Origin of the sequence: Butyricimonas sp. DFI.6.44 (genome assembly GCF_022132345.1) — a bacterium.
GTDB classification, from domain to species: Bacteria; Bacteroidota; Bacteroidia; order Bacteroidales; family Marinifilaceae; genus Butyricimonas; species Butyricimonas muris.
Map to the genome: position 1 here is coordinate 1 of NZ_JAKNJD010000006.1, position 14253 is coordinate 14253.

General features: G+C 47.6%; 13 protein-coding genes. 12 read left to right on the forward strand and 1 reads right to left on the reverse strand.

Annotated elements, in window-relative coordinates; translation table 11 throughout:
• The 3 genes from L0M98_RS09340 to L0M98_RS09350 form a co-directional block, all read left to right on the forward strand.
• On the forward strand, window positions 1–218 hold a 218-nt coding region (locus L0M98_RS09340), incomplete at its 5' end, for a hypothetical protein (RefSeq protein ID WP_227215818.1).
• A 223-nt stretch (window positions 219–441) separates the two neighbouring features.
• Window positions 442–843 carry a VOC family protein gene (locus tag L0M98_RS09345; RefSeq protein WP_227215817.1) on the forward strand — a complete coding sequence of 134 codons (402 nt, stop codon included), beginning with the start codon at window positions 442–444 and terminating at the stop codon, window positions 841–843.
• Between the two features lie 8 nt (window positions 844–851).
• Window positions 852–1196, forward strand: coding sequence for a hypothetical protein (locus L0M98_RS09350; RefSeq protein ID WP_227215816.1), 345 nt, complete (start codon window positions 852–854; stop codon window positions 1194–1196).
• Between the two features lie 107 nt (window positions 1197–1303).
• Here the strand turns inward: L0M98_RS09350 and L0M98_RS09355 are convergent, their stop codons facing one another.
• Window positions 1304–1924, reverse strand: coding sequence for an ORF6N domain-containing protein (locus L0M98_RS09355; RefSeq protein WP_099291064.1), 621 nt, complete (start codon window positions 1922–1924; stop codon window positions 1304–1306).
• 222 nt (window positions 1925–2146) lie between these two features.
• On the opposite strand from L0M98_RS09355, the gene L0M98_RS09360 reads away from it, so the two are divergent.
• The 9 genes from L0M98_RS09360 (at window position 2147) to L0M98_RS09400 (ending at window position 14167) form a co-directional block, all read left to right on the forward strand.
• Window positions 2147–2746 (forward strand): TetR/AcrR family transcriptional regulator, encoded by a 600-nt coding sequence (locus tag L0M98_RS09360; RefSeq protein WP_186974660.1) that lies wholly within the window; start codon window positions 2147–2149, stop codon window positions 2744–2746.
• The gene (locus L0M98_RS09365; RefSeq protein ID WP_227215815.1) at window positions 2743–3345 is read left to right on the forward strand and encodes a TetR/AcrR family transcriptional regulator; all 603 of its coding nucleotides are present in this window, start codon (window positions 2743–2745) and stop codon (window positions 3343–3345) included. The genes L0M98_RS09360 and L0M98_RS09365 overlap by 4 nt, the downstream gene beginning before the upstream one ends.
• Window positions 3346–3420: 75 nt before the next feature.
• Entirely contained in the window at window positions 3421–4872 is a 1452-nt protein-coding gene (locus L0M98_RS09370; protein WP_176554967.1) for a TolC family protein, read from the forward strand.
• 42 nt (window positions 4873–4914) lie between these two features.
• Complete coding sequence (locus tag L0M98_RS09375; protein ID WP_227215814.1) at window positions 4915–5904, forward strand: HlyD family secretion protein; 990 nt, start codon at window positions 4915–4917, stop codon at window positions 5902–5904.
• 9 nt (window positions 5905–5913) lie between these two features.
• Window positions 5914–7086, forward strand: a complete 1173-nt coding sequence (locus L0M98_RS09380) for an ABC transporter permease (RefSeq protein WP_227215813.1) — start codon at window positions 5914–5916, stop codon at window positions 7084–7086.
• Between the two features lie 99 nt (window positions 7087–7185).
• The gene (locus L0M98_RS09385; RefSeq protein ID WP_227215812.1) at window positions 7186–8376 is read left to right on the forward strand and encodes an ABC transporter permease; all 1191 of its coding nucleotides are present in this window, start codon (window positions 7186–7188) and stop codon (window positions 8374–8376) included.
• A 42-nt stretch (window positions 8377–8418) separates the two neighbouring features.
• Complete coding sequence (locus L0M98_RS09390; protein WP_227215811.1) at window positions 8419–9486, forward strand: efflux RND transporter periplasmic adaptor subunit; 1068 nt, start codon at window positions 8419–8421, stop codon at window positions 9484–9486.
• Between the two features lie 141 nt (window positions 9487–9627).
• Window positions 9628–12741 (forward strand): efflux RND transporter permease subunit, encoded by a 3114-nt coding sequence (locus L0M98_RS09395; protein WP_227215824.1) that lies wholly within the window; start codon window positions 9628–9630, stop codon window positions 12739–12741.
• Between the two features lie 13 nt (window positions 12742–12754).
• Window positions 12755–14167: a TolC family protein gene (locus L0M98_RS09400; RefSeq protein WP_227215810.1), complete on the forward strand. Its 1413-nt coding sequence runs from the start codon at window positions 12755–12757 to the stop codon at window positions 14165–14167.
• Window positions 14168–14253 lie beyond the last annotated feature (86 nt).

Here is a 14253-nt window from a genome sequence, read left to right on the forward strand (position 1 = left end):
GTTACAATGATTTGTCGGCGAAAGAATTGAACCGGTTGTTCCGGGATGTCACTTGGTTTGTGGATTTCGGCTGCATAGATTACGGTTTGAATCCCGGAGCTAGTGAGGCGAACAGGTTTTGGCTTGATGAGCATTGTTGGCATATCACGAATTGTTACATGGAGAAGAAGACGGAAAGAATATTGCAGGATGCCGGTAAATGCCGTAAGGAGAATTGATGAACTTGGTTTTGTGGAAGTGTTAATCAAGTATGATGTCAGTTTTTTAATTTTGCAGGAGAGGGAAATATAAATCCCGGGTATTGTTGCAAGAAACTTATAAACGCTTATCTTTGTCAGTACATGCTCCTGAAACTTTATTATCGATGACAGAAAAGGAGTGTTCGAAATTTTAAATGTTGAATGTCAAATCGAGTAAACTAATTTCAAGAAACTACATGATATGAAATTTGCAGGGGTAAGATTGTTAGTTAAAGACTACAAGAAATGTTTCAAGTTTTACACGGAAAAACTTGGTTTTGAACCTCTTTGGGGGGACAAGGAGAGTGGTTATGCTTCGTTCAAAGTAGCCGATGAGATAGAAGGGTTTGCTATATTTGTATCTGATGATATGGCTCCGGCGGTGGGTAATGCGGATAAAGAACAGCCCGTGGGATATCGTGAAAAATCAATGGTATCTTTTGAGGTGGAAAACGTGGATGATGCTTATCGGGCGCTTCTATTGAAAGGAATCGAATTTGTCAATCAGCCGACCGATATGCCTGAGTGGGGAATGAGTGTGGTTCATTTTCGTGACCCGGAGGAAAATTTAATAGAGCTTTATACTCCTCTTCATGCTAAATAAGGTTATTGTTGGATTATAGAGATAAGGCGATACATTGTGTCAAGGATACGGTATTGCCAATGCAAAGAAAGCAATTTGAAGAATGTGGCTGTTGTTTAGACGAACAGTATAAACGATACGGGAATACGGAATGGCTTTTCGCGGAAATAATTGAAGAAGGACACGTTTATGAAATTGGTTACCCGGCGTGTGTTTGTCCGGAAGTGGTAAGCGGAAAAATAAAAGACGTGTCACATTGCGAATGTTCACGCCAGAGTGTATTGTATATTATCGGAAATTTGTTGCCCGATAAAAATATCAGTGTGGAAATAATTGAAACCGTTTTGGGGGGGCGCGGAAAAATGTCGTTTTAAGGTAACCGTGGAGTAAGACCGGATTAGATTGACACGCCCCAAAAAAGAGTTCTTCTCTTTTAAGTTGCTTTTTATACTTTTAATGTGCTACACATGATAACGATAATTTATTCCATTTCCGTATGGTCCGAATCGTTCTGTCTTTTTACACGCTTCACGGTATGCTTGATTTTGCCTATCAAGAAGTTGATTTCTAGGCTTGATTCCGTTTCGGATGTTTCCAAATCGGGCATGACGATATTGGAAAGCATTTCTCCGAAATGCCGCATTTTTGATTGCTGCTTCTTATCATCCGTTTCACTATGAAGAGCACGGAGTTCACGCTTGAGCTGGCGTACCATGGCAAATGTTTCTATGATGGCAATGGTGACTTGTGCAGCTTTCGGACTTTTCAATATGGTGGCAAGCATATAAAGTCCTTTTTCCGTGAACGCTTTGGGAAGCACACGGGATTTGGGAGATATGTTTGCGGTCAATGATTTTGACCGCAAATCGGCAAACTCCTGTTCGCTAAGTTCTAAAATATACCCGACAGGAAACTTTTCCGGATTGTTGCGAACGGCTTGATTTATTTCCTTCGTTTTTACGCCATACAATTCGGCAACGTCCGCATCTAATATCGCCTCGCTATTTCTAAACGGTATGATTCTTTGTCGTACTTGTTCGAATAGCAGGCTGGTATTCGGGAGTACGTTCCCATTTTGTTTTTCTATATCATTGTTTTTCATATGTTTGTTTTTAATGGTAGAGTCAATCAGTAAGTGCAATATTACGAAATTAATTTAAAGAACTCCTTTTTTCAGTTTAGAAAAGTTTAGTTTTTCCCTTGCTCTTCTGTTTATTTTATACTGTATATCTTTTCCCGTTGGTAACACTTTTTGTACTTTTAACGTACTACAGTTATCTTTCAATTTTTATCTTTATCTTTGCAAAGAGTAACAAATAGTTTTATGGCTGAACTTCGGGATGAAATAGTGAAAAAATCGTTACTCCAGTTTTTGAACCGGGGGTATAAAGGTACGTCTTTGAAAGATTTGGAGCAGGCGACAGGGTTGACGAAGGGGGCGTTTTATTATTATTTCAAGGATAAGAAGGAGATGCTGGAGGCCGGAATCGAACGTTATTTCAGTATCACGAGGGAGGAGAGTGACGAGGACGCGGAGCGGGTGGCGACGTTGCGGGAGTATATTGATTTGGTAATTCGGAACAAGGAGGAAGGTGCCGATTTGGCGCAGAAGTTTTTCGGGTGTTTCATTCTGGAAGTGTTGTTTTTTCAGCTTGTGCTGGAGGTGGCGCCGTTGTTTCCCGCTTTCAGGGAACGGATTTACACGTTGTCGAAAACTCGTTTGACACACTGGGAGCGCGTGATTCTGAAAGCGAAGCAAAAGGGGGAGATTCGGGAAACGCTGGATACTTCGGTGTTGGCGCGTAACTTGATGTCGGTGTCGAGCAGTATGTTGAATATTGAATTTGAGGAGCCGAATTTGCAGTATGTCTTTTCCGATATGCGGATGCAGTTCGAGCAATATTATATGTTGATAAAAAAATGAACGGAACGAGGGATACCATTATCGAGACCGCTTTCCTGTTGTTCCTCAAGAAGGGATACAAGGCGGTTACTCTCACGGATTTGGAAAGAGCCGTGGGGATGACGAGAGGTACTTTTTATTATCATTTTCTGAACAAGGAGGAGGTATTGAAGGAAGGTGTCACGAGGTATTACCGGATGTTGAATTGCCGGAGGGCGGGGGAGATTGGGCGTGTACATTCCTTGAGGGAGTTTATTGATTTGACGATACATAATTTGCTGGAGATAGAGAATTACGGGGCAAAGCGGTTTGATAGCGATATCCCGGAGATTTTGTGCCTGTCGCTGATGGTGGAGGTGATTTCGCTTTACCCGGAGTTCAAACAGATGGTGAGTAACACGAAAATCTCGTGGATGTCGAAGTTGGAAGGGGTGATTCTGGAGGCCAAGAAAAATAAAGAGATACGGGATGACGTGGATACGTCTATTTTGGCAAAGAATTTGCTGAATATCAGCGTTGGGTTGATTCATTACGTGGTCATGCATCAAGATATAGCTTACGCTTTGTCGTCCGTGCGTTACCAGTACGAGCAGCTTTATTCGCTCGTGAAAGTGGGGTGAGATTTTTATAAAAGAACATACCGAAAAGTATAAAAACTGATAGAATTGAAAGAGGAAAATAAAAACAATAAGGTGATGAAAAAGTTTACAGTATGTAAATTAGGAATCGGTTGGAGTGTTGTTTTTCTGTGCTTTACATTGGCAACGAACGCGCAGCAAGTGTTAAGTTTGGAGGATTGCCGACGCTTGGCGGTGGAGAATAACAAAAAACTGAAAATTGCAGACGAGGAGGTGAAAGCGAGTGAGGCACAAAAGGCTGAGGCTTTCACGAAATATTTGCCCGGCATTGATGCCATGGGGGTGTACCTGCGTAACCAGAAAGAGATTAATCTTTTGTCGGAAGACGCGCATTTGCCCGTGGGGACTATCGGGTCGGACGGGAAGTTCACGTTTCGTCCGGATCAGTTGATGGTCGGTGCGGACGGTAAACCGGTTATGGTGAACGGGCAGTACGTGCCGAAGGATTACGCCCTTCTGCCGAAGGAGGCGATGTCCGTGGATGCCCGTAACTTGGGAATCGTGCAGGTGGGGTTGACGCAGCCGGTGTACATGGGCGGAAAGATTAGGGCGTATAACCAGATAGCGGGGTTGTCCGAGCAATTGGCGAAAAGCAAGCGTGCGCAGGAGATGCAGAACGTGATTCTGGCGACCGACGAGGCGTACTGGCAGATTATATCGCTGGTTAACCGGAAAAAGTTAGCGGACAAGTACGTGCAGACGTTGCAGAAGTTCGTGAACGATGTTGAATTGATGCACTCGACGGGAGTGGCGACGAAAGCGGACGTGCTTTCGGTGCGGGTGAAGTTGAACGAGGGGGAGATGGTGCAGACGAAGGTGGATAACGGGTTGAGTTTGTCCCGGATGTTGTTGAACCAGATTTGCGGTTTGCCGACGGATACCATCGTGGCGTTGCAAGAGGAAATGACCGAAACGGAAGTGGAAATGGTGCCGGAGGAATCTCTCGAACAGGTATATAGCCGCCGCCCGGAAGTGGCGAGCCTGCAATTTGCCTCGGATATATACAAGAAAAAGGAAAAGATTGTGCTTTCAGAGTATTTGCCGACGGTGGCACTGACGGCAAATTACTTGAGCAGTACGCCTTCTTTTTATGACGGGGTGCGTAGTAAGTTCGAGGGAATGTGGAGCGTGGGAGTGGGAATAAAAGCACCGCTCTTTCATTGGGGGGCTTCCCGCAAGAGCCTGCGGAACGCGAAAGCACAGACCAATGTTATGAATTACAAGTTGGAGGAAGCGAAGGAACAGATAGAGTTGCAGGTGAATCAAGCGGAGTTTAAGATGAAGGAGGTCGCGAAGAAGTTGAAAATGGCGGAGAAGAATCTGGAACGCGCGGAGGAGAATCTGAAGTTCGCTAACCTTGGCTTTAAAGAGGGTACGATTCCCGTGTTGAATGTGCTGGAAGCACAGACGGCATGGCTGACGGCTAATTCCGAATTGATAGACACGAGGATTGAGGCAAGGTTGTGTAAGGTTTATTTGGAAAAAGCGTATGGAATTTTGGATTTATGATTTTAGATTTTTGATTGAGAGATTATAATATATAAGGAAGTTATGAAAGAGGAAAAAAAGGTTAGCGGGAAGGTATTGATGTTCACAGGGATTGTGATTATCGTATTTTTAGTGGCTATTTTTGGATTTATATTCTGGGAGCCGGTGCCGGAGGTGATACAAGGGGAAGCGGAGGCGACGGAAGTTCGGATTTCCGGTAAGGTGCCGGGGAGAATCGAGAAGTTTCTGGTGAACGAGGGCGACCGGGTGAAGAAGGGGGACACGGTGGCGATTCTGGATAGTCCGGAGGTGTTGGCGAAGTTGAGTCAGGCACAGGCGGCGGAGGATGCAGCCCAAGCGATGAGTAATAAGGCTCAGAAAGGTGCCCGGGAGGAGCAAAAAGCGATGGCTTATCAAACTTGGAAGAAAGCACAGGCGGCTCTTGAGGTTGCCCGGAAATCGTATGAACGGGTGCAAAAGTTGTACGAGGGTGAGGTGATGTCCGCCCAGAAACGGGATGAGGCGGAAGCTAATTATAAAGCTATGCTGGCAACCGAACAGGCGGCTAAAGCCCAGTACGAAATGGCTAGAAACGGGGCGGAGAAAGAAGATAAAATGGCTGCCGAGGCTCAGGTAAACCGGGCGAAAGGGGCAGTCGAGGAGGTGAGTTCCTATATCAAGGAAACTTTTTTGGTATCCCCGATTGACGGGGAGATTTCGGAACGCTACCCGAAAGTGGGTGAGTTGGTCGGAACGGGTTCTCCGGTGATGAACGTGTTGGATTTGGAGGATATGTGGGTCGTGTTTAACGTGCGGGAGGATTTGCTCGGAGATTTGAAGATGGGTGCCGAGTTCACGGGTTATATTCCGGCGTTGGGGGATAAAGAGGTTCGTTTGAAAGTGACTTATTTGAAGAATATGGGAACTTATGCCGCTTGGCGGGCGACGAAGACAACCGGACAGTATGACGCGAAGACCTTTGAGGTGAAGGCGGTGCCGATGGAGAAGGTGGAAGGGCTGAGGCCGGGGATGAGCGTTTTAAAAAAAATTTAAAATTGAACTATGCGTGAAAATATAAAGGCGGTGGGGGCGCTGATGAAGCGGGAGATTCGGATGCTGGCAGGGCATCGGATTTACTGGTTCGTGATGGTTTTTGCCCCGCTGTTTTGTTTTTTGTTTTTCATGGATTTGTTGAAGGACGGGTTGCCGAAGAAGTTGCCCGTGGCGGTCGTGGATGAGGATAACACGACGACTTCACGTTCGTTGGTGCGTTCGCTGAATGCTTTTGCCCAGACGGATGTGGTGATGCGGTCGGCGAATTTCAGTGAGGCGAGGGAGGCTTTGCAACGGGGGGATGTGTACGGGATATTTTATATCCCGGCGAACTTCCGGCGGGATGCCTCGACGGGGAGCGAACCCGTGTTGTCGTTCTACACGAATGATACCTATTTTTTGGCGGGTTCGCTGCTCTACAAGGATATGCGTATGCAGGCGAATCTGGCGAACGGGGCGGTGCAACAAACTTTATTGTTGGCACGAGGGGAGAATCAACCCGTGTTGACGGCGAAGTTGATGCCGGTGGTGTTGGATACTCACCCGTTGAATAACCCGTGGTTGAGTTACGCCATTTATCTGGCGAATTTCCTATTGCCCGCGTTCCTGTGTATGTTCGTGATGTTTACCACGGTGTATAGTATCAGCGAGGAGATTAAGCAGAGGACTTCGAGGGAGTGGTTGAGTGTCGGGAACAACTCGATTGTCGTGGCGTTGTTGGGTAAATTGCTCCCGCAGGCGATTATTTTCACGATTATGGGTATGTTGTATCTGTCTATCCTGTACGGTTACGCTCATTTCCCGTTGAATAGCGGTTACTTCCCGATGTTTCTGGCGATGGTGCTGATGATTCTTTCGGCGCAGTGTTTCGCGTTGTTCGTGACGGGGATTAGTCGGCGCAGTCGGATAGCATTGAGTGTATGTGCCTTGTGGGGAGTGTTGTCATTCTCTATTTGCGGTTTCACGTATCCGGTACGTTCGATGCCGGAATTGGCGCAGATCGGTTCTAACCTTTTCCAGATGCGTCACTATTTTTTGATTTACGTGGATCAAGCTTTGAATGGTATACCGATGATCTATTCATGGCAGAATTACGTGGCATTGGCAGTGTTCCTGTTTTTGCCCCTGTTTATCCTGCCGAAATTGAAGTTGGATTTGTTGGAGTTTAAATATATGCCGTAAGCCGCGGAGCGGCTTACGGGTTGCAGGTTACAGGTTGCATTTGCCTGCGGCAAGTTGCAGGTTGAAATCTAAAATCTAAAATCATAAATCTAAAATGGAATGATGGTTTTTTGGACAGATATATATTACGTTTTCAAGCGGGAGTTTTACTCGATTTTTCGGGATCATGCCGTGTTGACGTTTTTTGTGGCGTTGACGTTGGGTTATCCGATCGTGTACACGTTCATTTATAGTAACGAGATCGCACGGGAGGTGCCTGTTGCCGTGGTCGATCATTCGAAGTCGGCGGCGAGTCGGGAGTTTATCCGGAACTGGGATGCGACGGCAAGCGTGGATGTCGTGGCACGTTGTGCGGATATGGAAGAGGCGAAGATTTTGATGTATAAAAAAGATATTTACGGGGTTCTGGAGATACCGGAGGATTTTAGCAAGAATATAGCTCTCGGGGAGCAGGCGCACGTGTCGCTGTTCTGTGATATGGGGGCTTTGTTGAATTACAAGGCTTTGCTTATGGCGGCAACGGATGTGGCTTTGCAAATGAGTAAGGATATCCAGATACGGGGTATGGAGTATGCCACGAAGATAACGGAAGAGATTAAAGCGTCGCCCGTGAAGATTCAGGACGTGAAGTTGTTTAATCCGCAGGGTGGTTTTACTTCTTTCCTGATTCCGGCGGTATTGATTCTGGTGATTCAACAATCTTTGTTGCTGGGAGTGGGAACGATTGCCGGGACGGAACGGGACAGGCGTCGCAAAAGAAGCCAGTTGCCCGTGGGATGTCATTTCTGTCGTCCCGCGCGGGTAGTGTTGGGTAAGGCGTTCGCTTATCTCCCGGTTTATTTTGTCATGGGGTATTGGGTATTTTTTATCGTGCCCCGTTTGTTCGGGATGACACAGATCGGGGAACGGGGGGAATTGATGTTGTTTTTGTTCCCGTTCTTGCTGGCGTGTGTCTTTTTCGCGATCGCGATGTCATTCTTGAGCCGGGAACGGGAAATGCCGTTTCTGATATTTGTATTCACGTCGGTACCGTTGATGTTTATTTCGGGGATCTCGTGGCCGAAGTCGGCTATCCCGGAGTATTGGGTATGGTTCGGCAAGTTGTTTCCCTCGTCGTTCGGGATAGACGGTTTCGTGAAAATTAATAACACAGGTGCCACCTTGTCAGAGGTATTGCCGGAGTTCTGGGGATTGTGGATTTTAGTGGCGGTTTATTTTATTGTGGCATGTTTGTTGTACAAAATAGAGTATAGAAAGCTAAAAAATAAAAAAGATTTAGTGGTTTCGTAACCGGGACAGAAAGATACTGAATCTGAATGTTTAAATGAAAAGATGATGAAAGGTGTTGTGCTTCCCCTGCTGGGGATCGTTTTATTGTTGTGTGCTTGCGGGAATAATAAGTCCGGGCAAGAGCGTACGAGAGCAACGGTGAAAGCCGATACGGTGAGAGATTACCGGGGAGAATTGTCTGTTGTTTATCCGGGGAAGGTTAAGGCTGCCTCGGAGGTGAAATTGTCATTTCGGGTAGCGGGTCCTATAAAAAACGTGTTCCCGGAGGTGGGGGCATTCGTGAAAAAAGGTCAGTTGCTTGCGCGGATAGACCCTCGGGATTACGAGATACAGTTGTCGGCGACCGAGGCGGAGTATAAGCAGGTGAAGGAGGAAGCCGGGCGGGTGATGGAACTGTACCGGCGGGGAAGTGTTCCCGTGAATGACTATGACAAGGCGGTGTCGGGAATCAACCAGATTACGGCGAAGTATAACGCGCATAAAAACGCGTTGGAGGATACGCGTCTGACGGCTCCTTTTGACGGGTATGTACAGCATAAATATTATGATGCGCATGAAACGGTAGCGGCGGGTTATCCGGTAGTGTCGATGATTAACAGTAATTATTTTGACGTGGAGATTGATATTCCGTCAAGTGATTTTGTACGGCAGGATCAGTTTAAGGAGTTTTTTTGCACGATAGATGTATTTCCGGGAAAGGAGTTTCCTCTTGAATTGATAGAAATCACGAGAAAGGCTAATTTGAATCAGCTTTACCGGATGCGGTTGCGTCTGAAGCCGGTGGAGGGGTTGGATATTGCTGCCGGAATGAGCGTGAACGTGACGATAAGTTATAATCCTAACATGGATGCACTGGTGATTATGCCGTTGTCCGCGATCTTCGAGGATAACGGACAGGCTTCCGTGTGGGTGTATAATCCGGGGAAACAGGCCGTGGAGAAACGTCCCGTGCAGTTGAAGAAGTTATTGAGGACGGGTGAAGTGATCGTTTCCGAGGGATTGGTTCCCGGTGAGATTGTCGTTTCGGCAGGTGTGCATAGTTTGAAGGAGGGGATGCAGGTGGAGTTGTTGAAGCCGGTATCGAAGACGAACGTGGGGGGACTGCTTTAATTTTAGATTTAAAATTTTAGATTTAAGATTCGGCAGCTATGCTGCCGTGAACAAAGCGTCCCGCGGTGCCCATTGACCTTATAAACTTTATGGACTTTATAAACTTTATGAACTTTAAACGTTGCGAAGCAACAAAATATGATGAATCTCGCGGAATATGCATTGAATAATAAGGCGCTGGTGAAGTTTTTTATCGCCGTGCTGGTGATTGGGGGTATTTTTGCTTTTATCTCGATGAGTAAGCTGGAAGACCCGGAAATCAAGGTGAAACAAGCTATGGTGGTGACGGTTTACCCGGGGGCTTCGGCGCATCAGGTGGAATTGGAAGTGACGGACGTGTTGGAAAAATCCATCCGTTCGATGGGGGCTATCGGTAGTATAGAGTCGAAGTCGATGGCTGATTTGTCGATGATTACGGTGGAGCTGGAGAGTACCGTGGGACCGGATGAGTTGGAACAGAAATGGGATATTTTGCGCCGCAAGGTTACTAACGCGCAGGCGCAATTGCCGGATGGGGCACGGGCTTCCGTGGTGATGGACGATTTCGGTGACGTGTACGGGATGTTTTACGCGATTACGACGGACGGTATCGGTGACGAGGAATTGTTGGACTATGCCCAACTGGTGAAACGTGAATTGCAGGAAGTGGAAGGTGTGCGTCGGGTGGAGATTTACGGGAACAGGACGGCGTGTATCAATATAGAGATTTTGCAGGATAGAATGGCAAATCTCGGAGTGCATCCGATGGAGGTGCTTGCCACGTTGAATAACCAGAACAAGACGGTGTATCCCGGTTATTTTAACAGCGGGGATCAGCGTTTGCGGGTGGCGGTCAATGATAGTTATCATTCGGTAGAGGATATAAAGAATCTGATTATACAGGGACACGAGGACGATCAGTTGCGCTTGCGGGATATTGCCAGCGTGACGGAAGGATACGAGGAACCTTCCCGCAACGAGATGCGCTATGACGGGAAAAGGGCTTTCGGGCTTGCCGTGTCCATGGAGAAAGGCGGGAATATCGTGAGTCTGGGAAAGAAGGTGGATCGGGAACTGGAACAACTGAAAGAATCGAGGATTCCCACGGGTGTTGAGTTTCACAAGGTGTTTTTTCAGCCGGATAGGGTGAATGACGCGATAAGCGTGTTCATGGTTAACCTGATCGAGTCGGTGGTTATCGTGATTCTGGTGCTGATGCTGACGATGGGATTCCGGAGCGGTGTGATTATCGGTACCGGGCTGGTGATTATCGTGCTAGGTTCTTTCGTGGTGCTTTATTTGTTTGACGGGACGTTGCAACGGGTGTCGTTGGGTTCTTTGATCGTGGCGATGGGGATGCTGGTGGATAATGCAATCGTGATTGTAGACGGTATTCTTGTCGATCTGGAACGGGGGGTGAAGCGTCCGGCGGCGTTGACGAATATAGCGAAGAAGACGGCAATGCCTTTGTTGGGAGCCACGTTGATAGCGATACTGGCGTTTTTCCCGATATTTATATCCCCGGATACGACGGGGGAATACGTGCGGGATTTGTTTATCGTGCTGGCGGTGTCGTTGTTGTTGAGTTGGGTGCTGGCATTGACGCATATACCGATTCACGCGGATCATTCTTTGAAGGTAAAAGCCAAGAAGAGCGGAGAGCAGTTGTATGACAGTAAGATATATCGTTTGTTCCGGCAATTCCTTTCTTTTATGCTTTGGCACAAGTCGATGGCTATCGGGGTGGTCGTGGTATTGCTGGCAATCACGGCTTTCCTGTACCGGTATATCCCGCAAGGTTTTTTCCCGGATTTGAGTTATACGCAGTTATATATAGAATTCAAGATGCCGGAGGGCACGAGAGTGGAGCGGGTGGAATCCGATTTGGCGGAGATCGAGGACTATTTGATGAACCGCCCCGAGGTGACACACGTGACGACGAGTATCGGGGGTACTCCTGCCCGCTACAATCTGGTACGGTCTATTGCCGAACCGTCGATGAGTTACGGGGAGTTGATCGTGGATTACATGACCCCGGAGGCGTTGAAAGAAACGATGGAGGAGATACAGGATTATCTCACGGCGAATTATCCGGACGCTTACGTGCGGATGAAGCGGTATAACCTGATGTACAAGAAATACCCGATAGAGTTGATGTTCACGGGACCTGATCCGGCGGTGTTGAAGGAGTTGACGGAGAAGGCGGAGCAGATCATGCGGGATGAACCCGCGGTGATGCTGGTGACGAATGATTGGGAGCCGATGACGCCGACTCTGATGGTGAATTATTACCAGCCTATTGCCCGAGCGATTGGTCTTTCCCGTTCGGACGTGGGACTTTCCATGCTTTCCGCCACGGATGGAATGCCTATCGGCTCGTATTACGAGGGGGTGCATGCCAAACCGATTTATCTGAAGAGTCTGGATAGCAAGGGCGAGAAGGTGGAAGCCTTGGATAATATTCCCGTGTGGAGTATGTTGCCCTCGACTGCCGCTTTGAATGAAGAAACGCTGAAAGGTTTGTTGATGGGGACGACTTCGGGTGAAGATTTGTTGTCACAGACGATCGGTTCGATTCCGTTGAATCAAGCTACGCGGGGAATCACGATGAAGTGGGAAGATCCCGTGGTGCGTCGCTATAACGGACAGCGTGCTTTGCGGGCGCAATGTAATAATGCCCCCGGGTATACAGCCGAGAGCGCCCGGAAGCTGTTATTGGCGAAAATCGACACGATAGCGTTGCCGGAGGGTTACGCGATGCAATGGTTGGGAGAACATAAGGCGAGCGGGGATTCCATGCGTTACTTGTTTGCCAATATCCCGCTGGCGGTAATTTTGATGATCGCTATATTGATCATGTTATTCAAGGATTTCAAGAAACCCGTCATTATATTCTGTTGTTTGCCTTTGGCGGCAATCGGTATCGTTTTGGGAATGTTGATCAGTGGCAAGGAATTTGGTTTCGTGGCGATAGTCGGGGCGTTGGGGTTGATCGGTATGATGATTAAGAACGGGGTGGTGCTGTTGGATGAGATTGGGTTGCAAATTGCTTCCGGGAAGGAGCAGACACAGGCATTGCTCGATTCGTCTTCTTCTCGTTTCCGTCCGGTGATGATGGCGTCGCTGACCACGATTCTGGGAATGGTACCGTTGCTGGGTGATGATATGTTCGGCTCGATGGCGGTGACGATTATGGGCGGTTTGTTGGTGGGGACGGTGATCACGCTGGTGTTTATCCCCGTGTTGTATGCCGTATTTTTCAAGGATAAAAAATAACAGGTAAAGAGTTATGAGATACGCGTTAGTAATATTGTTGTCGGTTGCCTGTAGTTCGGTTTTCGGACAGGTACATCTGGATTTGAAGAAATGCCGGGAAATGGCATTGGAGAGCAGCAAGAAAATGGCTATTGCCGTGAAGCAAGAGGAAAAGGCGGAAGCGGACAAGAAGTCATATCGAGCCAATTTCTTGCCTAAAATCTCGGCGACGGGCTTGTATGCTTACATGCAGAAAAAGACTTCGTTCACGATTGACGGGGGGTATTTGCCGACATTCGTGCCTCAATTGGACGGGACGTTGAAGCCGAATTATTTGTTGAACCCGTTGACGAACGAGCCGTTGATTGGACCGGACGGGAACCCGATATTTAATCAATACGCTTTTATGCCGGATATTGATTTGGAATTAGGTTTGCGGGGGGCGTATTCGGCGGGAGTGATGTTGGAACAACCCGTTTACATGGGTGGAAAGGTACGTTCTGCTTATCGTATGGCTTCTATCGGTAAAGAAATGGCAGAGATTAATAAAGAGTACAGTCGGGCGGAAGTGATTACCGAGGCGGACGAGGCGTACTGGCAATATTTGCGGGTGGTGGAGTTGGTGGCTTCCGCCGGGAAATATAAATTGGTGGTATCCGAGCTGGTGCGCAACCTGACGGATGCTTTTGAAACGGGGATGGCTTCCCGTAACGATTTGCTGAAAGCACAGGTGCGTCTGAATGAGGCGGAGTTAATGTTGCAAAAGGCGGAGAACGGGAGAGCTTTGTCGGGTATGAATCTTTGTCGGGTGATAGGCATAGATCTTCATTCCGCGTTGCTGGTGAATGATTCTTTGCAGGAGAACGTGACGCCGGGGGTATTGGACAGCAATGAAGGGGTGGAAGGACGCCCGGAATATAATTTGTTGGAAAAAGAGGTCGAGTTGAAGAGCTGGGAGGTTGCCTTGACACGTTCCGATTTCTTGCCTGAATTAGGGGTATCCGCATCATACGGGTATCACGGGGGTATCTCGTTAAACGGGAAGTCCACGGATGTTTCTTCTTTTTCCGCGATAGCGTCATTGAAGATTCCTATATACAATTGGGGTGAAGGAAGAGGTAAAATCAAGGCGATGAAGGCAGAAGAGGAGATGAGCCGATTGAAAAAAGAGGAGATGACTCAATTGATGTTGCTGGAAATAGCCCGTGCCCGTTATAATATCGAGGATGCCCGAACGAGGGTGACTCTGACTCGCAAGTCTTTGAGTCAAGCGGAAGAAAACCTGACCGTGAGCAAAAACCAGTACGAGGTGGGAATGGAAACGATTACCAATTATCTGGAAGCACAAGCCCAATGGCAGAAGGCGTGGAGCGATTGGATCGATGCCAAGGCCGAATTGAGATTGAGTGAAACGAAATATCTGAAGGCGACGGGAAGACTGAACTGATTTTGGATTGAGTGATTCCGTGATTCGGTGATTGCTGACAGTCGTGTAAGGGGAAAGTAACGTGTGATCATGCAAGAAGAGTACAT